The 23,383-nt window shown below is 39.7% G+C and carries 19 protein-coding genes and 2 other annotated features (1 of these 21 running past the window's edge); of the genes, 16 read left to right on the forward strand and 3 right to left on the reverse strand.

Going from position 1 to position 23,383, the window contains the following annotated elements:
* Positions 1-83: 83 nt before the first annotated feature.
* Positions 84-1,772, reverse strand: coding sequence for a methyl-accepting chemotaxis protein (locus PI85_RS04745; RefSeq protein ID WP_036119195.1), 1,689 nt, complete (start codon positions 1,770-1,772; stop codon positions 84-86).
* Between the two features lie 319 nt (positions 1,773-2,091).
* Positions 2,092-2,359, forward strand: a binding site (T-box leader).
* A gap of 115 nt (positions 2,360-2,474) precedes the next feature.
* On the opposite strand from PI85_RS04745, the gene PI85_RS04750 reads away from it, so the two are divergent.
* The 8 genes from PI85_RS04750 (at position 2,475) to PI85_RS04785 (ending at position 11,275) form a co-directional block, all read left to right on the forward strand.
* Positions 2,475-3,845: a chorismate-binding protein gene (locus PI85_RS04750; protein ID WP_036119192.1), complete on the forward strand. Its 1,371-nt coding sequence runs from the start codon at positions 2,475-2,477 to the stop codon at positions 3,843-3,845.
* On the forward strand, positions 3,842-4,873 hold the full coding sequence (trpD, locus tag PI85_RS04755) for an anthranilate phosphoribosyltransferase (RefSeq protein ID WP_036119189.1): 1,032 nt from the start codon (positions 3,842-3,844) through the stop codon (positions 4,871-4,873). The genes PI85_RS04750 and trpD overlap by 4 nt, the downstream gene beginning before the upstream one ends.
* Positions 4,870-5,661, forward strand: a complete 792-nt coding sequence (trpC, locus tag PI85_RS04760; RefSeq protein WP_036119186.1) for an indole-3-glycerol phosphate synthase TrpC — start codon at positions 4,870-4,872, stop codon at positions 5,659-5,661. The genes trpD and trpC overlap by 4 nt, the downstream gene beginning before the upstream one ends.
* Positions 5,658-6,272, forward strand: coding sequence for a phosphoribosylanthranilate isomerase (locus tag PI85_RS04765; protein ID WP_036119183.1), 615 nt, complete (start codon positions 5,658-5,660; stop codon positions 6,270-6,272). Before trpC ends, PI85_RS04765 begins: the two co-directional genes overlap by 4 nt.
* A complete protein-coding gene (gene trpB / locus PI85_RS04770) occupies positions 6,272-7,483 on the forward strand; it encodes a tryptophan synthase subunit beta (RefSeq protein ID WP_036119179.1) in 1,212 nt (403 codons plus the stop codon). The genes PI85_RS04765 and trpB overlap by 1 nt, the downstream gene beginning before the upstream one ends.
* Positions 7,480-8,274, forward strand: a complete 795-nt coding sequence (trpA, locus tag PI85_RS04775; RefSeq protein WP_036119176.1) for a tryptophan synthase subunit alpha — start codon at positions 7,480-7,482, stop codon at positions 8,272-8,274. Before trpB ends, trpA begins: the two co-directional genes overlap by 4 nt.
* 136 nt (positions 8,275-8,410) lie before the next feature.
* Positions 8,411-10,732, forward strand: coding sequence for a single-stranded-DNA-specific exonuclease RecJ (recJ, locus tag PI85_RS04780; RefSeq protein WP_036119173.1), 2,322 nt, complete (start codon positions 8,411-8,413; stop codon positions 10,730-10,732).
* 30 nt (positions 10,733-10,762) lie between these two features.
* The gene (locus tag PI85_RS04785) at positions 10,763-11,275 is read left to right on the forward strand and encodes an adenine phosphoribosyltransferase (RefSeq protein WP_008181098.1); all 513 of its coding nucleotides are present in this window, start codon (positions 10,763-10,765) and stop codon (positions 11,273-11,275) included.
* A 36-nt stretch (positions 11,276-11,311) separates the two neighbouring features.
* Here PI85_RS04785 and PI85_RS04790 read toward each other — a convergent pair whose 3' ends face one another.
* Complete coding sequence (locus PI85_RS04790; protein ID WP_036119170.1) at positions 11,312-11,770, reverse strand: MarR family winged helix-turn-helix transcriptional regulator; 459 nt, start codon at positions 11,768-11,770, stop codon at positions 11,312-11,314.
* 193 nt (positions 11,771-11,963) lie between these two features.
* Between PI85_RS04790 and PI85_RS04795 the strand changes: the two genes are divergently transcribed.
* The 8 genes from PI85_RS04795 (at position 11,964) to PI85_RS04830 (ending at position 21,453) form a co-directional block, all read left to right on the forward strand.
* Positions 11,964-13,223, forward strand: coding sequence for an MFS transporter (locus PI85_RS04795; protein ID WP_036119167.1), 1,260 nt, complete (start codon positions 11,964-11,966; stop codon positions 13,221-13,223).
* Between the two features lie 99 nt (positions 13,224-13,322).
* Positions 13,323-14,414 carry a carbohydrate kinase gene (locus tag PI85_RS04800; RefSeq protein ID WP_036119164.1) on the forward strand — a complete coding sequence of 364 codons (1,092 nt, stop codon included), beginning with the start codon at positions 13,323-13,325 and terminating at the stop codon, positions 14,412-14,414.
* A gap of 4 nt (positions 14,415-14,418) precedes the next feature.
* Positions 14,419-15,333 carry a pseudouridine-5'-phosphate glycosidase gene (locus PI85_RS04805; RefSeq protein ID WP_025114648.1) on the forward strand — a complete coding sequence of 305 codons (915 nt, stop codon included), beginning with the start codon at positions 14,419-14,421 and terminating at the stop codon, positions 15,331-15,333.
* Positions 15,334-15,538: 205 nt separating this feature from the next.
* Positions 15,539-17,734 (forward strand): bifunctional (p)ppGpp synthetase/guanosine-3',5'-bis(diphosphate) 3'-pyrophosphohydrolase, encoded by a 2,196-nt coding sequence (locus PI85_RS04810; RefSeq protein WP_036119160.1) that lies wholly within the window; start codon positions 15,539-15,541, stop codon positions 17,732-17,734.
* A 29-nt stretch (positions 17,735-17,763) separates the two neighbouring features.
* Entirely contained in the window at positions 17,764-18,204 is a 441-nt protein-coding gene (dtd, locus tag PI85_RS04815) for a D-aminoacyl-tRNA deacylase (protein WP_036119157.1), read from the forward strand.
* Positions 18,205-18,276: 72 nt separating this feature from the next.
* On the forward strand, positions 18,277-18,492 hold the full coding sequence (locus PI85_RS04820; protein WP_036119154.1) for a DUF2642 domain-containing protein: 216 nt from the start codon (positions 18,277-18,279) through the stop codon (positions 18,490-18,492).
* A 106-nt stretch (positions 18,493-18,598) separates the two neighbouring features.
* Positions 18,599-19,906, forward strand: a complete 1,308-nt coding sequence (locus PI85_RS04825; protein WP_235318456.1) for a MarR family transcriptional regulator — start codon at positions 18,599-18,601, stop codon at positions 19,904-19,906.
* A gap of 140 nt (positions 19,907-20,046) precedes the next feature.
* Complete coding sequence (locus PI85_RS04830) at positions 20,047-21,453, forward strand: YfcC family protein (protein ID WP_036119149.1); 1,407 nt, start codon at positions 20,047-20,049, stop codon at positions 21,451-21,453.
* A 50-nt stretch (positions 21,454-21,503) separates the two neighbouring features.
* Here PI85_RS04830 and PI85_RS04835 read toward each other — a convergent pair whose 3' ends face one another.
* Positions 21,504-23,084: an SH3 domain-containing protein gene (locus PI85_RS04835; protein ID WP_036119147.1), complete on the reverse strand. Its 1,581-nt coding sequence runs from the start codon at positions 23,082-23,084 to the stop codon at positions 21,504-21,506.
* 164 nt (positions 23,085-23,248) lie between these two features.
* Positions 23,249-23,383, forward strand: a binding site (T-box leader) (it continues 108 nt past the right edge of the window).

Here is a 23,383-nt window from a genome sequence, read left to right on the forward strand (position 1 = left end):
TAGAAAACAAATTGTTTTCTATACCCTGCTTTTATGATGCAAAAAAATCTGCTGGCTTTCTAAAAAGCAGCAGATTTTCATTTTTATATTTTAAATTGTTGAAGTAATGTTTGTAGCTGCTGGGCATGTTGACTTAACTCCTCAGCGACCGCGTTCACTTGCTGCATTGTTGCGACTTGTTCATCAACAGACTCACCAATTATTTGTGAATTGCTCGCTGATTGATTTGACACACTAGCTATTTCCGTGACAGAGGCAGCAACCTGTTCAGCACTGGCGGAAATTTCTTCAGATGTAGCAGAGATTTCTTCAATTTGCTCAGTAAATGCAGTCACAGCTGATGTGATTGAGTAGAAAGCATCCCCTGCCTCGTGAATTTTATTTACCCCATCTTTTACAGAAGCCAGTCCATGATCGACGGCAACTGCAACATTGCGTGTATCTGTCAGAATTTCTTTTGTAATGGCAACTATTTGATTGGCAGACTGATTGGATTCCTCAGCAAGTTTACGTACTTCATCAGCTACTACTGCAAAGCCCTTACCGTGTTCCCCAGCTCTTGCTGCTTCAATTGCCGCATTTAATGCCAGTAAATTTGTTTGCTCTGAAATGGCCGTGATGACGGTTGTAATTTGTCCAATTTCTTCTGATTGTTTACTTAATTTTTCGGTTAATGTAGCAATTTCAGAGGTAGCCACAGAAATGATAGACATTTGTTCTTTCGCTATGGAAATAGTTGTTCCTCCTGTTTGTGCGAGCTGAGTCATACTTTCTGCATTGGAATGAAGGCTTAGTGTCGCTTCTGCAATGCGTTGGACACCGGCTGCTGTTTCGTCCATTGCTACAGCACTTTGCTGTGAAGCACTAGCGGATGAAACGATATGTGTTGAGTTTTCTTGAATTCGTTGGGCAATATCATCAGATGTTGCCGTCACTTCCTCCGTGCTAGCAGATAGCTCTTCAGAGACAGCTGATAGGTGGGAGGCACTATCTTGGATGTTTGACATTAATCCAGTTAGATTTTGCTTTAACGTATTGACGGCCACGGCTAGTGTACCAATTTCATCTTTTGATTGGTGAGTCAGCTCATCAATCGTTAAATCTCCTTGTGCTAATGTATCAGCCGCTCCAATAGCCTGACGCAATGGCTGGACAATCGACCTTTTAACAAAAAACATAAAGTATACGCCAATAACGACACTAGCCAATAGTAGCGTGATGGAAATAATAATTGCTCGTGCAACCGTTTGATTAACTTCAGCATCAACCTTTTGAAGCTGTTCATTATGATACTCTAACATTTCCTTCGTCAATTGAAAGATTTCCTTATTATCTTTTGTCACATCATTATTTATGTAAGAGAGTGCTAAATCTACATTTCCATTATTGAAGGCTTGGACCGCCTCTTCGGAATGAGTAAGTAAATCTTTTTGTAGTGCTGTGATTTGCTGCATGATATTTTTTGTGTAATCAGAACGAACAAGCGTAGAAAGTTCATTCACTGATTCTGGTAATAGCTTTTCATAGCGCTCTAAATTAGCTTTAGCTGTTTCATCCTTTTGATTTAGAATATAGGAACGTAAAAATAAACCTTGCGATGCGAGTTCTTGCTGAATTTTCACTGTTAATTGCATTTGAACTATACGATTTTGCAGCACTTCTTCTAGATCATTTTGCGTAGCTTTAAATTGAAGAAAGCTCACAATGCTTGAAATGAAGAGTAAACATGTTAATGAAATGAAGCCCAGATTTAGCTTTTTACGAACGGACATAGACGTTCCTACCTTCTTTTGTTATATAGAAAAAATAAATGTTCTGAAATTACTATAACTTGATATTTTTACAAGGTCAATACTCAGAAAATTTTCAACAGCAGCAGTGGTATTTCCTTTTTGTGGGATTTAAAAAGGGTAATATACCTATATAAAAAGCTTCTGAAATCCATGTCAATCACTTGATTCTTCAAAATTCATTGACAATTATATTTGTTTGGCATAGAATTAAGGCTAACTTTTTGTTCCGTCAAGGTAGAAGGCTACGGGAGCGTGGTCAGCCTAAGAACAGATGAGCTGAGTTTAGATGAGAATAGCTGAGAAATTGTTGAATAAGAGTAGTAACATAAGTGTGCAATGTAGAGAGTCAGTGGCTGGTGAGAACTGATTTGTAGCTTATGTGAATGGACTTATGAGAGTCGCCTTTAAAAAAGCGAACGTGAATCCCCACGTTATAGGGAATGCTTGAACGATATATGGGCAATAGCTATCTAAATGATTAGCTATGGACGTATCAGGAGCAAGCATTAAAGTGAGAGCAGTATGCTCTAATATGAGGTGGCAACGCGGTCATGATCGTCCTCTGCAATTAGGAATAATCCTTTTTGCAGGGGATTTTTTTATTTTCATTCAACAGTGCAATTTTTCTTCATTCGTCTAGACATTAGCTAAAGGAATCTTTGAAAAAGGAGATTGAAAGCTATGCAAACCACGAGTTCAAGAACAAAAATGAAAACCATCAATGGCGATTCTTTAACACCGATTTTAATTTTTAGACGTTTACAAGGTAAGCATAAATTTTTGCTGGAAAGTTCAGCCCAGCATGAGGGTGCGGGAAGGTTTTCCTTTATTGGTGCGAATCCAAGAAAAACATATAAAGGTGTCGGGCAAGAAATTCAGGAGTATTCCTACCGAACAGGAAAAACCTATGTCCATAAAGGTGAGCTCTTTGCTCTGCTGAAAAGACTCATGCCACGCATTTCCAATACGACTGAATTTCCGTTCTCTGGTGGTGCCGTTGGTTATATAGGTCATGGAGGAACATCGATGCTGCCAACCGATGCAAAGGATCTCCCTGATGTTCATTTTCATGTCTATGAAACAATCATTATGTTTGACCATGTAACGGATGAAGTGACACTGATTCATACAAATATAGATGTGGAAAAACAAGAGCCTGACTTGGAGGATTTAGCCCAACAGTTGTTACAGGGGCATGCAAGTGAAGAAGCAACTTACAAGTATCAAACGCTTGATACTTCTACACAAGATCAATTTACAAAAGCTCTACAAAATATTCAACGTAATTTACAAGGGGAAATGACAAGAGTCGTATTACCGAAGCGCTATATGGCAAAGTTTCAAGGAGACGCTTTTTCGTTATATAGACAGCTCCGTAAAAAAAAGCCAGCAGCTTATATGTATTATGTAGAATTTGAAGATTATGTAGTTTTTGGAACTTCTCCTGACAGTCTAATACGAGTAACAGGAGATCGAGTAATTGCAACCCCAACAGAGGGAACATACCCACGGGGAGGAACAAAAAGCGACGACTTAGAAAATGAACGAAAACTATTCAATCATCTAGAGATTAGAAAATCACATGCCGTCCTTGTGAGCGCAGTGCAGCAAGAGCTACAGTCTGTTTGTTTTCGAGATTCCATTCAGGTAATTGATGCTATGCGTATTGAGAGATCGAAGCAAGCTTTACACATGACTTCTAGAATAGAGGGACGTCTGTTGCCGATGCTTCACGCCCTTGATGTATTAGCAGCAATGCTACCACCACATTCAACTACAGGGATACCTAAGGAACAGGCAACCCATTACTTAGAAAAATGGCATCAACCTGCGGGTATTTTTGGCGGAGCTCTCGGCTTCATTGGTTTTAATGGGCAGTTGGATTTTGCTTTAGCTGGGCAATCCATTGTGGTGCAACAGACAATGATGCATAGGCAATCGACCATTGCGGTTACAAAATATACGGACGTATTAAGTGTTTTACAGCAGGTGGAAGAGGAAGAACGAGCATATTTACAGTTATTGGCGAATAATGGAGGGCAAAACGAATGAAACATTTACAGCGGAAAGTGTTGCAAGGGGAGCATTTATTGTATGAAGAAATGCTGGAGGTGGCGCAATGGATATTTCAGGATGACACCCCTAAAGATGAAATCGCAAGCTTTTTAACAGCCCTATCTATAAAGGGGGAGACGGCTCATGAAGTAGCGGCATTAGCAACAACTATGCGGTCATTTGCCCGCCATGTCCCCGTAAAAGAGGGGGATTATATGGATAATTGCGGTACTGGTGGTGATGGTCTTCATACTTTTAATATCAGCACTGCCTCTGCTTTCGTGCTAGCAGGAGCTGGTGTTGAAATCGCCAAGCATGGAAATCGTAAAATTTCGTCTTCCTCTGGCAGCTCGGACGTTTTAGAGGCATTAGGCATTCATACAGATATGACAATTCCACAAACTGTAGAGCTATTGGAGAAAGAGGGCATTGCTTTTTTATATGCACCGAATGTCCATCCTAAACTAAGAAGGATTGGGGAGGTGCGACGTTCACTGGGTCGACCAACCATCTTTAATCTAGTGGGCCCTTTAACAAATCCTGTAACCCTTTCAACACAATTTACAGGCATTAATCGTCCCCATTTTGTCATGGAGTATGCTTCTGTTCTACAAATGCTAGGACGAGAGCGTGCCATTGTAGTATCAGGTCCTCAAGGGCTAGATGAGGCTTCCTTAGCAGGGCAAAATACATTGGTTTTACTAGATAAAGGAGATTTGATTCCATTCTCATTGAGCGCAGAGGATGTCGGGCTTCGCTCGGCACCATTAGAGGCCATTCGCGGTGGCAATGCTGATGAAAATGCGGTAATTATGAAAAATTTATTGGCTGGGGAGCAGAGTGCCTACTTAGATACGGTATTGTTAAATGCCGGTATCGGATTATTCGGTCATGGTCAGGCAGAAACGATTAAAGAGGGTGTGGCTATGGCGAAAGACAGTATTAGTAGTGGGCGAGCCCTACAAAAATTAGCAACGGTTGTAGCTTATAGTGATCAATTAAAAGGAGTGGAGGTTGGACAATGAATATTCTTCAAAAAATACTTCAGCAAAAGAGGATAGAGGTAGGAGCATTATTAGAGCAGCCTGATCCTTTAGCAAATTTTTCAGAACAGCAACGCCCTTCGTTATTCCAATCATTACGGCAAGCAAACACATTGCAAGTGATTGCTGAAATGAAACGTGCTTCGCCTTCCAAAGGGTTAATTGCTGGTGGTGCTGACCCGGTTGCCCAAGCAAAAGTGTATGCTCAGGCAGGGGCAGCAGCTATTTCTGTATTAACGGAAAAGGAATTTTTTAAAGGTTCCTTTGAAGATTTAGCTGCAGTTGCTCGTGCAGTGGATAAGCCACTTCTTTGTAAAGATTTTATGGTGGATCGAGTGCAAATTCGATTTGCGAAGGCTGCTGGTGCATCAATTATTTTATTGATCGTGGCAGCATTGACGGATGAAGCTTTACGTGATTTATATAGCTATGCAACGAGCTTAGGCTTAGAGGTTTTAGTGGAAGTACATGATAGTGAGGAGCTCAAACGGGCCCTTGCAGTCGATGCAAAATTGATTGGCGTTAATAATCGAGATTTACGTACTTTTGAGGTCAATTTACAGCGAACAAAGGAGATTGCAGAAGCCTTTCCGTTTGATGAGGAACATCTATTAATTAGTGAAAGTGGTATTTGGTCGCAAGACGATGCAAAACAAGTGGCGGCTATGGGCGCTAGTGGCGTTCTTGTTGGAGAAGCATTAATGCGGAGCGAAGATGTAGGGCTAGCACTCAGACGTTTACAAGTTCAAACCGAGGAGACTTCAGTATGACAAAAGTTAAAATTTGTGGATTACAAGAAGTAGAACATATCCAAACAGCAATTCATGCGGGTGCAGATGCTGTGGGCTTTGTTTTTGCACCAAGTAAACGCCGTGTATCTATTGAACAAGCACAGCTGTTAGCAAAGCAAGTGCCACAAGGTGTTTTGAAAATTGGTGTCTTTGTCAATCCAACTCCTGCTGAATTACAGGAAGCGGTTGAGCGAGTGCCTTTAGATTACGTGCAATACCATGGAGAGGAAACAGCAGCTTTCATTGCAGAACAAGGTTATCCGGCTATAAAAGCATTATCTATACGGACAAAAGTGGACGTGCAAGCCGCTGCTGATTATCAGGTGGACTATTATTTATTCGATGCCCCTGGGACTGATTTTAAAGGTGGAAGTGGTCAAACTTTTGACTGGACTTTACTCGATGAAGTGGGAATTCCACGGGAAAGGTTAATACTAGCTGGTGGATTGAAGGCGGAAAATATTGAAGGAGCCATTACAGATGTAGACCCTCACATGGTGGATGTATCCAGTGGTGTAGAAACAGATGGCATAAAGGATCATAAAAAAATACGGACATTTTTACAAATGGCAAAGAGGGGGCATAGATAATGACAATTTCGATAGCCAATAGTGTACCAACAAAGGATGGGCGGTTCGGCCAATTTGGTGGGCGGTTTGTACCCGAAACATTAATGACAGCCTTGCTAGAATTAGAGACTGCCTATGAGGAAGCAATAAAAGATGCAGCGTTTACAGAGGAGCTATCCTATTATTTAAAGGACTATGTGGGACGTGAAACCCCGCTTTATTTAGCAGAAAATTTAACAAAGAAGCTTGGTGGAGCGAAAATCTATTTAAAGCGTGAAGACTTAAATCATACAGGTGCCCATAAAATCAATAACGCGATCGGCCAGGCCCTTCTTGCCAAACGAATGGGGAAAAAGAAAATTGTTGCGGAGACAGGAGCAGGGCAACATGGAGTAGCAACGGCTACCGCTTGCGCCTTATTAAATCTTGAATGTGTAGTTTTTATGGGCGAAGAAGATATCAAACGTCAGCAGTTAAATGTTTTCCGTATGGAGCTACTTGGCACGAAGGTTCAGTCTGTGGAAAGCGGGTCAAAAACTTTAAAGGATGCTGTAAATGCTGCTTTGCGCTACTGGGTGACAAATGTAGAGGATACGCATTATATTTTAGGCTCTGCGTTAGGCCCACATCCATTTCCAAAAATTGTTCGGGACTTTCAGCGAATTATCGGGGTAGAAACAAGGGCACAAATTTTGCAAAAGGAAGGTCGTTTACCAGATGCAGTTGTAGCTTGTATTGGTGGCGGTAGTAATGCAATTGGCATGTTTCATCCATTCGTTGACGATGAATCAGTTGCCTTATATGGTGTAGAGGCAGCGGGAAGTGGTCTTGAAACGGGGCGGCATGCTGCAGCCATTGCAGGTGGACAATTGGGTGTATTACATGGTGCATACATGTATTTATTACAAGATGAAAATGGCTTTGTTCAAGAAGCGCACTCTATTTCAGCAGGATTAGACTATCCAGGAAAAGGGCCGGAACATTGTTATTTACATGAGATGGGTCGAGCGCAATTTGACTCTATCACAGATGCTGAAGCATTAGAAGGCTTACAATTATTAAGTCGAACAGAGGGCATACTTCCCGCACTGGAAAGTTCCCACGCTATTGCTTATACAGCGAAGCTTGCTAAAACTATGCCGAGTGACAGCATTATTGTGGTGTGCTTATCTGGCCGAGGGGATAAAGATGTACACACGGTTCGTGCGGCACTAGGAGGGGATCTGAAATGACGACTTTACAACAGGCGATTGACCAGACAACGACTGCAGGACATAAGGCTTTTATACCGTATATGATGGCAGGCGATGGGGGATTAGAAACAATCAAGCCAACGATTATAAAGCTACAGCAGCTGGGTGTAACAGCTATTGAGGTAGGCATTCCCTTTACGGACCCTGTTGCAGATGGTCCAACAATTGAACGGGCTGGAGAACGTGCATTAGCGGCGGGTGTAACGTTGAAGAAAGTATTACAAACTCTCACTTCATTTAAAGAAGAAATAACTGTCCCATTAGTTATCATGACTTATTTTAATCCAGTATTAGCATATGGCTTAGAGGCTTTTGCTCAAGCTTGTGTAGCTGGAGGAGTCAAAGGAATAATCGTACCCGATGTGCCATTAGAGGAAAGCGGGATTTTACGAGAAGCCTTAAATCCACATAGCATTGATGTCATCCAGCTTGTATCATTAACAAGTCCTCCTGAACGAATTGCTCGTATTGCTGCTGCAAGCCAAGGATTTGTTTACGCTGTCACTGTCAATGGAATTACGGGGGAACGGTCCAATTTTGCTACTAATTTAGAACAACATTTTGCAAGCTTGCGTCAGGTAAGTCCAATCCCAGTACTAGCAGGATTTGGCATTTCAACGCCAGAGCAAGTGAAAAGTATGGGGATGTTGGGAGATGGGGTCATCGTTGGAAGTGCCGTTGTGACAGCCTTACATGAAGGCAGGATGGTAGCAATAGAAGCATTAATAGCCGCTTCAAAAGGCATTTACGAAAAGTCTACTCTTTACTAGAGTGGGCTTTTTTGTTGTGTAGTGGATAGCATGCCGAAGCAGAGACATAGCCTTACTTGGATAAAACTATCAATCTTACGGATAGTGCGTATCGTGTAGAATTTCGGTATAATAGCTTTCGTAAGGAAGTGAGAAAATGATTCTATCGAAAAAAAGATGGCAAGTGGAGCGCCCAGACGTAAAACTTGTACAAGCATTACAAAATGACTTACAACTTTCTGCGATTGCAGCAAAAATATTAGCAGCGCGAGGCTGTGAAACAACAGCTGATGCAGAAAGCTTATTAAATATGACAGAAGCGAATGTCCATGACCCTTTTCTCATGCACGGTATGACGGAAGCAGTGGCACGCATTGAGCAAGCTCTTGATAATGGAGAGAAAATTTTAGTCTATGGCGATTATGATGCCGATGGTGTGACAAGCACGACGGTCATGCTAAATGTTCTATTAGATCTTGGTGCTGATGTATCGTTTAAAATACCGAATCGTTTTATTCATGGTTATGGGCCACATGAGGCTCTTTTCCGGGAAGCGTATGAGGAGGGTGTGCAGCTAATTATCACTGTGGATAATGGGATTTCAGGGATTGAACCTATTCGTGTAGCGAAGGAGCTTGGGCTGGATGTCATTGTGACCGATCACCATGAGCCAGGGGAGGAATTACCACCAGCAGATATCATTTTACACCCACGTTTACCAGAAGGGCATTATCCTTTTGGAGAGCTTGCTGGCGTAGGTGTAGCTTTTAAGCTTGCACATGCTCTATACGGAGAACTACCAACTCATTTATTAGAATATGTTGCGATTGGCACGGTGGCTGATTTGGTGCCATTGGTGGATGAAAATCGTTATCTCGTTAAACGAGGGATAGAGGAAATGCGTCGTTCTCTTAGTCCATGGGTACAAGCCATGTGTGATATTGCGAGTACGGAGCAAGCGAAAATTAATGAGGAAACGATTGGCTTTTATTTTGGTCCACGCTTTAATGCAGTAGGTCGTCTCGGTGATGCATCGCCAGGTGTCGAATTATTAATGGCAGAGGATAGCGCAAAGGCAACAGCATTGGCCAAACAGCTAAATGCCTGCAATACCGAGCGTAAGGATATTGTCAAAAGTATAACGGATGAAGCCATTGCCCTAATTGAAGCAGATGAGAAAATTAGCGATTCTTTAGTCCTTGTTGTAGCAGGAGAAGGCTGGAATGCAGGGGTTGTAGGAATCGTTGCTTCACGTCTTGTTGAACAATATTATCGTCCGACGATTGTCCTTTCACTTGACCCTGATAAAGGTACAGCAAAAGGCTCTGCACGAAGCATTGAAGGCTTCCATTTATATAATGAATTGGCCAAAAACCGTGATATTTTACCTCATTTTGGGGGGCATCCGATGGCAGCGGGGATGACTTTATCAATTGAGCATGTGGATGAACTACGGTCACGCTTGGATACACAGGCAAGAGCATGTTTAACAGAAGAGCAGTTAACACCTGTGGTCCATATTGATATTCCTCTAAGCCTAGATGAAATTTCTGCAGATGCTATTGAAGAAATATCAACACTTGGCCCGTTTGGTACCGATTTTCCGAAGCCAGTTTATGTGCTTGAGGATGTTGAAATATCTTCGATGCGAAAAATTGGAGCAGCTGAGAACCATATAAAAATGGAATTAACGAATGGCTATGACAAATTAGATAGTGTTGGTTTCCATAAGGGCCATTTACATGATGAATTAACGTATGGCATAAAAGTGTCCTTTATTGGTGATTTGCAAATTAACGAGTGGCAGGGTCGTAAAAAAGCTCAATTTATGATTGAAGATGTTCAAACCACTGAATGGCAGCTTTTTGATATTCGTGGTATTCGTCAAACGGCTCGCTGGCTCAATACAGTGCCAAAGGAAGAGGCGACATTTATTGCCTTCCGTCCAACAACAATGACCTATTATCAATCGTTAATTGATGTTCCTATAATAGTCGTTGATCCTACTCTTTCAAACATCGGACAAAGTGAATATATTGTCCTTTTAGATTTGCCTGAAAACATTCAAAAGCTAGAAGAGGTTTTACAGAAGACGGCCTCTTCACGCATCTATGCACATTTTTATATGCCAGATTCACAATACTTTAATGTTTTACCTACCCGTGAGCAATTTGCATGGTATTATAAATTCTTGAAAAATCGACCAGCATTTCCACTTGATATGCATGTAGCAGACATAGCTAAGCATACTGGATGGCCATTAGAAACATTAAAATTTATGACACAGGTGTTTTTTGAGCTTGATTTTGTTAAAATGGAGAGTGGACTGACGACTGTCAACGTAGATGCTCCAAAACAAGCATTGACCGAGGCACCGTCGTACAAACAACGTTCAGAACAGATTGAAATGGAGCAAATGCTTGTTTATGCTCCTTATATAGAATTAAAACAATGGTTTGATGAACGAATACATGACTAGACGAAAACGTTTCGTAGGAGGAGCAATAAAATGGATTTAAAGCAATACGTTACAACGGTTGAAAACTGGCCGAAAGAGGGTATTACATTCAGAGATATTACTACAATTATGGATCATGGACCGGCATACAAATATGCAACAGATCAAATTGTAGAATATGCAAAAGAACTAGGCGCAGAAATTGTAGTGGGTCCTGAAGCACGTGGTTTTATTATTGGATGCCCAGTTGCCTATGCCCTTGAAATCGGCTTTGCACCTGTTCGCAAACCGGGTAAATTACCACGTGAGGTTATTAGTGCAGACTATGGTCTTGAATATGGCAAAGATACATTAACTATGCATAATGATGCGATTAAGCCTGGTCAAAAGGTACTAATCTGTGATGATTTACTAGCAACAGGCGGTACGGTAGAAGCCACTGTTCGTCTAGTGGAACAATTAGGTGGTCAAGTAGTAGGTTGTGCCTTCTTAATTGAACTTTTAGAATTAAATGGTCGTGACAAGCTGGGCGACTTAAATATTAAAACTCTTATTCAATATTAAGAGCATAGAAAAAAGCGCCATCACATGGGCGCTTTTTTATTGTTCATCGTAGGACTGAATGATCTTTTGCATTGTTCGCAAAGTATCATAGAAATCAGCATATTTTTCGACACCAATATCATCAATGATTTGATCTTGAATCGATTGCCAAATGGGTGCAGCCTCATGCAGCTTTTCTAACCCTTTTTCAGTGAGCATTATATTTTTAGTGCGAGCGTCCTGTGGATCACGCTTTAACTCGACGTAGCCATATTGCTTTAATAGATTGATATTACGTGTCACGGTCGTTTGGTCGAGCAATAAAATTTCACCTAAACGACTAATGGAAACAGCTTGTTGAAGGTCGATGTGTGCCAGCATAGAATATTGAGTCACTTTTAAACCGGTAGGCTGAAGTAATTTATCATATAACTGCGTCACGACCCTTGTTTTTTTTCGAAGGTTCGCACAAACACATATTTGTGTGTAATCGATAGTATTCTGTTGATTTTTCATGGTCAGTACTCCTTTGAGGGGATTCTACTAATTTTAAGTATACACCTAAGCGCGAAAAAATACTTATTGACAGCTATCTAATGGAATGGTTACTATCATTATACATGTATATACATATAAATGAACGAATATACTCTAAAACATGTATATACATACTTTTAGAGTGACTCTGACAAGAAAAGTAGGTGGAATAATGAAGCGGATTCATTACAGTTGGTTTATTTTAGTGGTCACGTTTTTCTCCATTATTGTTGCTGGAATTACGATGTCATCATCGGGTGTGTTTATTGATCCTTTAGAAAGGGAGTTTCAATGGGATCGGTCGACGATTGCGCTAGCATTTGCCGTCAGCTTATTTTTATATGGCATCTCTGGACCATTTATGGCGGCTTTGCTTGAAGTGATAGGTTTAAAAAAAATGATGATAAGTGCTATGTCGACATTAGTGTTAGGCATGTCTTTAACATTTTTTATGAATCAATCATGGCAATTAATCATTATTTGGGGTGGAATTATTGGTCTCGGTGCAAGCCTCTTTTTAACGGTGCTCAGTCCTTATGTAGCCAATAATTGGTTCGTCAAAAGAAGAGGGTTGGCAGTAGGGATTTTAACGGCTAGTACAGCCACGGGTCAGCTTATTTTATTGCCAGTGCTTGCTATTATCATTGACCACTATTCATGGAGATGGGCAATCGGCTTTATTCTACTTTTGAGTATAGTGATGTTAATCATGATTGCTATTTTTATCAAAAACAAACCGCAGGATTTGGGCTTAACACCTTATGGACAGGATGAGCTATTTGAAAATCCCGATGTGCAGCTCAAGAAAAATCCAATTAGTATGGCCTTCAATGGCTTATTAGAAGCGGTTAAAGTCAAAACATTTTGGCTGTTAGCAGGGAGCTTTTTCATTTGCGGTCTTTCCACGAGTGGTTTAATCGGTACTCATTTTGTCTCTTATTGCATTAGCTTTGGTATTCCATTAGTAACCGCTGCATCGCTCCTTTCTTTTATGGGTGTGTTTAATTTACTAGGTACTACTGCATCTGGTTGGCTATCAGATCGCTTTGATAATCGTTGGTTATTATTTTGGTATTATCTATTAAGAGGAGCTTCCCTCCTTTTACTCCCATATGCTTTGGCACAGGGCTCCTTTGTATTATTAACTATTTTTACTATCTTTTATGGCCTTGATTGGATTGCAACAGTGCCACCTACGATTAGTATTGCCCGACAAACTTTTGGCGTACAAAAGAGTAGTATTATTTACGGATGGATTTTTGCCTCTCATCAAGCGGGAGCGGCAGTCGCTGCATATGGTGGTGGGTTGATTTATAAATTTTTCAATTCCTATACATGGGCTTTTTTTCTTGCAGGGGCTTTTTGTGCATTGGCGAGCCTATTCGTTATCATAGTCAAAAAACAAACTTCTCAGCAAGCACAAACGAACTAAACATGAAAAGTTGAACCTCTGTATGATAGGTTCAACTTTTTTTTGACAAAACTCAAACAAAAGTTTATAATGTAAACAAATATAATAAAAGGTGATGCTATGAATGAAAGAGAACAGGCGGTGCTTGCTTTAATTCGCCAAAATCCGTTTATGTCTCAGCAAGAGATGGCGGATGCCATGAATTTATCTCGTCCCGTACTTGCTAATTTAGTGTCTAGTTTAACGAAGGAAGGAAAAATAGTAGGTCGAGCTTATATTTTACCCGAGGCAAATGAAATTATTTGTATCGGTGGAGCTAACTTAGACCGAAAATTCCATGTGAAGGGCAATGTTCAATTTGGAACATCTAACCCTGCTAGTTCTTCCTTTAGTGTAGGTGGTGTCGGTCGAAATATTGCTGAAAATTTAGGCCGATTAAACCATCAAGTGACATTGCTCACAACAGCTGGTAAAGATGCGGATTGGCAAGTAATCCAAGATGCTTCAGAATCGTTTATGAATCTACGATATGTGGAGCAGTTACCAGAAGCTTCAACTGGTTCTTATACGGCCATTATGGATGAGCAAGGCGAGCTAGCACTAGCTGTAGCCAATATGGAAGTATATGACTTATTATTGCCTAACTTGTTAAAAAAGCATGAAACGATGCTTGTGAACGCTGGCTGCTTTATTTTGGACTTAAATTGTCCGAAAGAAACAGTGGCTTATATCCAGCAAGTAGCTATTGCTCGCGATATCCCACTGGTCATTGTGCCAGTATCCTCGCCTAAAATGAATCGACTACCTGAAACATTACAAGGCGTAACATGGTTTATTTGTAACACGGATGAAGCAGAAACAATTGTAGGACATACAATTGAAAACGTGAGTCATTATGAAAAAGCATTAGAACAGCTCCTACAATTAGGTGCTGAGCATGTAATTATCACAGCTGGCAGTAAGGGCGTATATGCGGCTTCAACAACAATTGCGCCTTGTCATTTTGCTGCCAAAGTAATTGATAAGATTGAAGATGTGACAGGTGCTGGAGATGCCTTTGTTAGTGCTGTTATTCACGGCTGGCTGACAGGACAATCCTTTGCGGCATGTCTTGATGCAGGGTTAACCAATGCAAAAAATACCTTAGCATCTCCCTATACAGTGAGACCTGAATTATCTGTAGATTTGTTAAAAAGTGAAATGGAGGAATAACAACATGAAAGAATTTATCGTATTATCAGAAGAAGTAAAAGCAGGACAAGCAAAGGGCTTACCAATCGTGGCTTTAGAATCAACGATTATTTCACACGGGATGCCATACCCACAAAACGTACAAACTGCTCGTGAAGTTGAGCAAATTATTCGCGATAATGGTGCCGTACCTGCAACAATTGCATTAATTGATGGGAAAATTAAAATTGGTTTATCAGATGAAGAGCTTGAAATGTTCGGTAATGCACAAGGTGTTGCTAAAGCTTCACGCCGTGACCTAGGCTACTTACTTGCTACAAAAAAACTTGGAGCTACAACAGTTGCAGCTACAATGATCTGTGCAGAGCTAGCAGGTATTGAAATCTTTGTAACAGGTGGTATTGGTGGTGTTCACCGTGGTGCTGAAACGACAATGGATGTTTCTGCTGACTTAGAAGAATTAGCACAAACAAATGTTGCTGTCATTTGTGCGGGTGCAAAATCTATTTTAGATATCGGCCTTACATTAGAATATCTTGAAACAAAAGGTGTTCCTGTAGTTGGTTATGGTACGGATGAATTACCTGCATTCTACACACGTCAAAGTGGATTTGATGTAAACTTCCAACTTGATACACCACAAGAAATTGCGGAAATGCTAAGTGCGAAATGGGCATTAGGTTTAAAAGGTGGAGCTGTTATTGCTAACCCAATCCCTGAAGCTGAAGCTTTAGAGCATGCGTTTATTACGAATATAATTGAAAAAGCTTTAGCTGAAGCTGAAGAAAATGGTATTCAAGGTAAAAACGTGACACCATTCTTACTAGGTAAAGTAAAAGAATTAACAGAAGGTAAAAGCCTTGATGCCAACATTGCATTAGTGAAAAACAATGCAGTAGTGGGCGCGAAAATTGCTGTAGCTTTCAATCAATTACACTAATTCTCTTGTCGAAACAAAGACTCTTTGTGACATAACGTCGCAGAGGGTCTTTTTTATTAAAAAGAAGAATATTTTTTCCAATTTTACTGCTGTTCACGAGATTAACTAAACTAAATGACACAGTCTCTTTACAATGGGCTACAAAATTTTATACAATTAAGTTTATATCTAATCTGAAAAATTTGACGAGCAAGGTGGACATGTTATGGCGAAAGAGCAAATTTTGACTCCTGAGGACGTTTTTGAGTTAGTCAAATCCTACATGAATGATGAAAATGTCGCATTCGTGAAAAAAGCATATGAATTAGCAAGGGATGCCCATATTGAGCAATTCCGTAGCTCTGGTGAACCGTATATTATTCACCCAGTACAAGTAGCGGGTATTCTAGCTGAATTACAAATGGACCCAGAAACTGTAGCGGCAGGTTTTTTACATGATGTTGTCGAAGATACAGATTTTACGCGGGATGATTTGGTACGGGAATTTGGCGAAGAAGTAGCAGTACTCGTGGACGGAGTTACAAAATTAGGGAAAATTAAGTATTTATCTAAAGAGGCGCAGCAAGCAGAAAATCATCGAAAAATGTTTGTAGCCATGGCGCAGGACATCCGTGTCATTTTAATAAAGCTAGCAGACCGTCTTCACAATATGCGTACGCTAAAGCATTTGCCTGCCGAAAAGCAGAGACGTATTTCGAAAGAAACATTAGAAATTTTTGCACCGCTTGCACATCGTCTTGGAATATCGACTGTCAAATGGGAGCTTGAAGATACAGCACTTCGCTATTTAAACCCACAGCAATATTATCGTATTGTCAGTTTGATGAAGAAAAAGCGAGATGAGCGTGAGGCATATTTAGACAATGTGATGGCTGAAATGAAATCACAGCTGAATGAAGTGGAAATTGATGCAGATGTATATGGACGTCCAAAGCATATTTACAGTATTTATCGAAAAATGGTGCTACAAAAGAAACAGTTTAATGAAATTTATGATTTGTTAGCCATTCGTGTATTGGTCGATAGTATTAAAGATTGCTATGCCGTATTAGGGATTGTGCATACGTTGTGGAAGCCAATGCCAGGTCGTTTTAAAGATTATATTGCTATGCCAAAACAAAATCTATATCAATCTTTACACACAACCGTTATTGGCCCGTATGGGGATCCATTAGAGGTACAGATTCGTACAAAGGAAATGCATAAGATTGCTGAGTACGGGATTGCGGCACACTGGGCGTATAAAGAGGGTAGGAAGGTTGACCATCAAAAGCAAAATGTCGACCAAAAATTAACATGGTTCCGTGAAATATTAGAATTCCAAAATGAGTCTTCCAACGCGGAAGAGTTTATGGAATCCTTAAAATTTGATCTGTTTTCTGATATGGTGTACGTCTTTACTCCTGAAGGTGATGTCATTGAATTACCTGCTGGTTCAGTACCAATCGATTTCGCCTATCGTGTCCATTCTGAGGTCGGAAATCGTACAATAGGGGCGAAAATTAATGGCAAAATGGTGCCGCTTGATACACCGTTGAAAACGGGCGACATCATTGAAATTTTAACATCTAAGCAATCCTTTGGACCAAGTCGAGATTGGCTGAAAATAGCACAATCCTCACAGGCAAAAAATAAAATAAAGCAATTTTTCAAACGTCATTTACGTGAGGAAAATATTGTAAAAGGTAAAGAAATGATTGAAAAGGAAATCCGTGCACAGGATTTCGATTTAAAGGAAACAATGTCAGCTGAAAATCTAAAACGAGTATGCGATAAGTTTAATTATACAAATGAAGAGGACTTATATGCAGCTGTTGGTGTGAGCGGAATAACGGCACAACAGGTTGTGAATCGCTTAGCTGAAAAACGCCGAAAAGAGCGTGAACAGGAAGAAGCCTTAGAAAAAATCGAACAAAAAATGAAAAATCCGATCCCACAAAAACGTACGGAATCAGGTGTCATTGTGAAGGGCATTGATAATATGCTCATTCGACTTTCGCGCTGCTGTACGCCTGTTCCAGGAGATGACATTGTTGGCTTTATTACAAAAGGTCGTGGTGTATCCGTGCATCGTGCAGACTGTCCTAATATTCAAATTGAGGATGAGCAGGAGCGTTTAATTGAAGTCGAGTGGGAGCATGGTGTCATCCCTGAGAAAAAGGAATACCCAGTGGATATTGAGGTTTCTGCTTTTGATCGACCTGGTATTTTAAATGAGATTATGCAAATTGTTAGTGAAACTAAAACAAATATTTTAGCGGTAAGTGGCCGTGCTGATCGTGAAAAAATGGCCACAATTCATTTAACAATCTCTATTTCAAATATTTCGCATTTGCATAAGGTTGTGGAGCGAATTAAACAAACACCTGATATTTATTCGGTGCAACGCGTTATCAATTAAGCAATAGTTAGAATTGGGGTTATGGACGTATGAAGGTAGTATTACAGCGTAGTAAAACAGCTTCTGTAACAGTTGACGGAACTGTCACAGGAGCCATCGATAGTGGCTATGTTCTTCTAGTTGGTATTACACATGAAGATACGCAGGAAGATGTTGAATACTTAGCGAAAAAAGTAGCCAATTTACGCCTTTGGGAAGATGCTGATGGAAAAATGAATCATTCTATTTTAGAGCATGGTGGCGCTATTTTATCCGTCTCGCAATTTACGTTATATGGGGATGCAAAAAAAGGGAATCGTCCAAGTTTCACAAGTGCTGCCAGACCAGAAGTAGCAGAGCCGCTGTGGGAAGCTTTTAATCAAGCATTACGGGAACACAGTTTGCATGTGGAGACAGGCATTTTTGGTGCAATGATGGATGTTGCACTTATTAATGATGGACCAGTAACAATACTTCTAGAGTCAAAATAAATGGTACATTTCCTATCATTCCTTCATATACTAAAGAGTATGGTTAGTTTTATAGGAGGGAGTGTCAAGAACATGGCGCAGATAGGAAGTATATCCAATCCATATTTATACGAAACTCTTAAAATGATGGTTGGTCAGGCTATTGTAGTGCAAACAGAAAAAAATATTCAACAAGGTATTTTATTATCAATATTACCTGACCATATTATTTTAGAGATTAGTCGTACACCATTCTTCATACAGTTGGAGGAAATTGTGTGGGTTACATTGGAGACAACCAAAAAATGAGTATGTGTGAACCTTCGATGATGGAAGGTTCTTTTTTTATATATTTACGTTATAATGAATGAGCTTAATTATTAGAATATTTGATTTATTAGAGAGGTTGAAAATTATGCAAACAGTAGCGATTTTAGGTTCTTTGTTTTTTTGGAATAATATAAAGGAGCATTTCGCAGTATTTCCTCACGTACAATTTATTCATTTTCCATATACGCATCCTGAACAGTGTGTGGATTTTATTGAAGAAGCTGCATCTCAATCGGATATTGTATTATTTGCTGGCTCCATTCCCTATTACTATTGCTATGAAAAAATAAAGGCATCATCTATACAAGCGACATATCTTCCTTTTGATGAATTGACTTTAGCCCTTTCGCTATTATCCCTACACCATCATGAACGAGTAGAATTGAGCGAATTATCGATAGATTTGCCTAAAATGAGTAGCTTTTATCAAGTGATGAAGGAGGCAGGAATTGCATCTACTGATGTACATGTAAAAGATTATGCATTGGTCCATGAAAAACCTGAAAAAATAGCAAATTTAAATATGGCTGATTATGTTCAATATCATAAGGAGTTATACGAGTCTGGAAAGACTAAATTAGCTCTAACTAGCCTTCATGCTGTTTTTATAGAACTTGAACAATTAGGGATACCTGCGAAGTATATGGTCGAAAGCAAACAAACGTTTACAGCGGCGGTTACTAGAGCCCTAGATGCGTATCATCATAAATTATTGGCGTCCTCGCAAATTGCCGTTGTCTCTATTCATTGCCAAGAAAATTTATTACACCTTCATCCAGTATTTCAAAGTAAGTTAGAAACATTAAGCGCTCGTTTGCATGCAAAGGTCATGCCAGCACAGCAGGAGCCTTATTTAATTATTTCAACAAGAGGGGTAATTGAAAAGCTTGAACCTTCTTATTTACGCTCGCTAAAAGAACAATATGAACAACAATTTGGCACTATTTTCAGAGTGGGTGTTGGCTATGGCTATTCTTTACATGAGGCGGAGGCCCATTCATCACAGGCTTTGTTTTTTACAACCAAATATAGCGAGACTTCTACGATAATGTGCTTGGTGGATGAACAGAATCGATTACATGGACCATTATTTGAAAATAATAATAAAGTAGCCTTAAGTAGCAATAATAGACATATTTTAGAGATTGCTGAAAAAGTGAAAATGAGTGCTAAAAATATTAACGTTATGAAGCAATTCATGTTGGTAACGAATAATCGCCCCTTTTCCGCTGCTGAATTAGCAGACTATATGAATCTGTCACGTAGATCTGCTGAGCGCATTATTAATCGTTTAATTGAACAGAACTATTTTACGTTGGCAGGGGAGGAGCACCCTTATCATCAAGGCCGTCCTAGAAAGCTTTATAAGGCAACGACAAAATGGGAAATCTGAAATAATAGAAAATTAATACTTTACAATAAATTTGAACTAATGTATATTTATTTTCAATTAACGACATATAGCGACAAAGCAGAAAGGGGGCTTTGATAGAGTTTGCTAGTGTCAAAATCTATCAATAGGTTGGTGATATTTTGGAAAATGAACAGCGTGTAAAAAAGAAGAGTTGGCTGAAAGTACCTCATACATATACGATTATTTTTGCTATTATTTTTCTAGCAGGTATTGCAAGCTATATTATTCCAGCAGGTGAGTTTGACCGAGTAGAAGATCCAGAAGGACGTATGCTCGTTGTGGATGGTAGCTATCATCATATTGACAGTAATCCAGTTTCCATTTTTGAAATGTTTACAGCAGTACCGATGGGCCTTGAAAAAGGTGCTCAAATTATCTTCTATATTTTCTTAGTTAGTGGTGTATTTGGCATTATTCGTTCGACAGGTGCTATCGAAGCTGGTGTTTATAAAGGTGTAAAAGCATTAGAGGGTAGAGAAAAGCTCTTAATTCCACTTTCTATGATTCTATTCTCTGTTGGTGGTTTTACAATGGGGATGGCGGAAGAAACGATTATTTTCGTACCAATTGGTGTAGCAATCGCTCGTGCTATGGGCTTTGATGCAGTAACAGGAACTGCCATGATTACACTAGGAGCAGCCAGTGGATTTTTTGGGGGAATGCTAAATCCCTTTACGGTTGGCGTTGCGCAATCATTAGCAGATGTACCTTTATTCTCGGGGATTGGTTTCCGTGCAGTTGTCTATATTTTTGTATTAAGTTTTGCTATCTTCTATGTGTCTCGCTATGCTTTTAAGGTGAAAAAGAACCCGCAGGCAAGTGTGATTTATGAGATTGAACAACAGGCTAAATCCAATGTATCTGCGATTGATATTCCTTCATTAACAGGAAAACATAAGCTAGTCTTTATTGTAATGGCATGTGGCATTGGATTTAATATTTATGGTGTTTTTAATTGGGATTGGTTTTTAACACAATTAACGGCTTCATTTTTAATTATGGGCTTAATTGCTGGCCTAATTGGCGGTTTAAAACCTGGCACTATTTTCGACTCCTTTATTGATGGGGCAAAGGCTGTAACATTCGGTGCTCTCATCGTAGGTTTTGCCCGTGCTATTACAGTCGTTTTAGAGCAAGGGAAAATCATAGATACGATTGTTTATGCAGCATCAGAGACAATCGGACATTTACCGCATGCTATTAGTGCAATCGGTATGCTGTTTATTCAAGCCCTGTTAAATTTATTTATTTCATCTGGTAGTGGACAGGCGGCAGCAACTATGCCAATTATGATTCCGATTACTGATTTATTAGGATTAGAACGACAAGTAGCAGTCTTAGCATTCCAGTATGGAGATTCATTAACAAACTCCATTATTCCTACTTCATCTGCATTAATGGCTTATTTAGCCGTAGCAGGTATTCCATATGAAAAGTGGATTAAATTCATTTGGAAGATGATTCTTGGCTGGGCATTGATTGCATGTGTAGCATTAATAGCTGCAGTAGCATTAGGTATTTCTTAAAACATGAAAAAAGCTGTGGAAAATGATGATCATTCCACAGCTTTTTTGTATTATTCTTCATTCGCATTAAAGTAATTTAAGATGCCTTGATAAATACCAAGAGTAGCCTGTTCACGGAATTTAGCCGTGGTGATGGCACGCTCTTCACTAGCATTACTTAAGTAACCCAGCTCAATAAGCACGGCTCTTTGTCGATTCTCACGTAGTACTAAATAGTTGCCTTGTTGGGTTCCACGATCTCTCAAATCAATTTTACTCGAAAGTCCATCATGTATTGCCTCTGCAAGCCCTTTTTGATTACTATTCATATAATAGGATGTGAAGCCGTTAATAGAGCTATCATCGGTAGCATCATAATGAAGACTAATAAAAGCGTCTGCCTCATACTGATGGGCAATCGAGACACGCTTCCGCAATGCCACATACTCGTCAGACTCTCTTGTCATAACAACATTGGCACCCGCTGCACTTAGCTTAGAAGCAAGGAGAGTAGCTGTTTTCAAAGTAATCCCTTTTTCTTCTGTTCCACGTTGACCTGTTGTTCCATGGTCATTGCCTCCATGCCCAGCATCTACAACAATGGTTAATCCATTTAATGTTCCCTTTTTACGAGGCTCTTGTTGATCCTTTTGTGGGATAGAAGTTTTATTGGAGCTCGTTGTAACAACCCAATTCGCAACAAACGCTGTTTCTTTGTCTAATTGAATTTCGTAAAAATCATTTTTTACGCCGACAATAGGGTAGGTTTTACCAGCGTCTACTCGCTCCACAACTTCAGCAGCAGTTGACGCATCAGTTCGTAAGTTTGTCCCATTATAAATAATAGTAACGGATTCTAAATCTTTTGAAGAGGACGATTTAGATGTGCTCTTTACTTTATTTGAAAAAGTGCCGTAAAAACTATAAACCCATCCAGCTTTTTTATCATTATACTGAATTTGTACCCAATTGTGCTCATGTGCAAGGACCTTGTAAGCCTGTCCCTTTGTCACGGTGCCAATTTTTTTTGCATTCAAATCAGGTTTTTTACGAACATTCAGTGCATCCACCAATATAGTAAAGGTTGTATCTTTATTAATAGGTGTAGTGGTTGTAGATACTTCTACAGAATCCTCTTTTGGCTCTTTTTCTTTTTTAGGACTGTCGTTAATCGTCACATAATCCTTAGAAACCCAACCGGATAGTCCATTCCAATCAATTTTTGCCCATTCATTATTTTCCTCCAGGAGGTTTGCTTGGTTGCCCGTAGAAAGCTGTCCAAGAACAGCTGAAGAAATATCTGGATCAGTGCGAATATTTAAACGGTCAACCTGTGAAATAACAGTTTTATCAATGGTTTTTTGAGTGCTTGTAGAGGTAGTTAGCCAGGATGCTACCCAGCCTTCATAGCTACCTGCTTTTACCTGTATCCAATCACCTTCACGAGCGATCGATGTTAAAGGATCACCTTCATCTAAAGTCGTAATAATTGGATAAGACAATCCAGGACCCTCACGTAAATGAAGAATCGTGCCTGATACTTTTAGATCACTCGTATCAGCGGAAGCATTTTGAATAAAGTTCTTATTTGGAATCGCAATTGTTACTATTAGTACGAAGATGATAATACTATGTAAAATTTTTGTCCTCATCAGATTCCTCCTATTCCTTGTGCTATTTTACCATGCTTTTGTATAAAAATTCGTGGTAAAAAGGTAATGGAATTTGTTATTTTCGTTACTGTCTTATGAAAAATACAAAAATAGTTGACATTGGGTTAGCTAGTGACTAACATAAAGGGTAATCGAAAAATGATTAATCGCTTATGACCAAGCAAGTAGCGTGTACCTCTATTGGAACAGAGAAGGAAAGACTTAGGCTGCAATCTTTCCTACAAAAATGTATAACGTGAATAACACTTGAGAGGCTTTTTTCTGAAAAGCAGTGCTTA

This window comes from Lysinibacillus sp. A1, assembly GCF_000801965.1.
GTDB lineage: Bacteria > Bacillota > Bacilli > Bacillales_A > Planococcaceae > Lysinibacillus > Lysinibacillus fusiformis.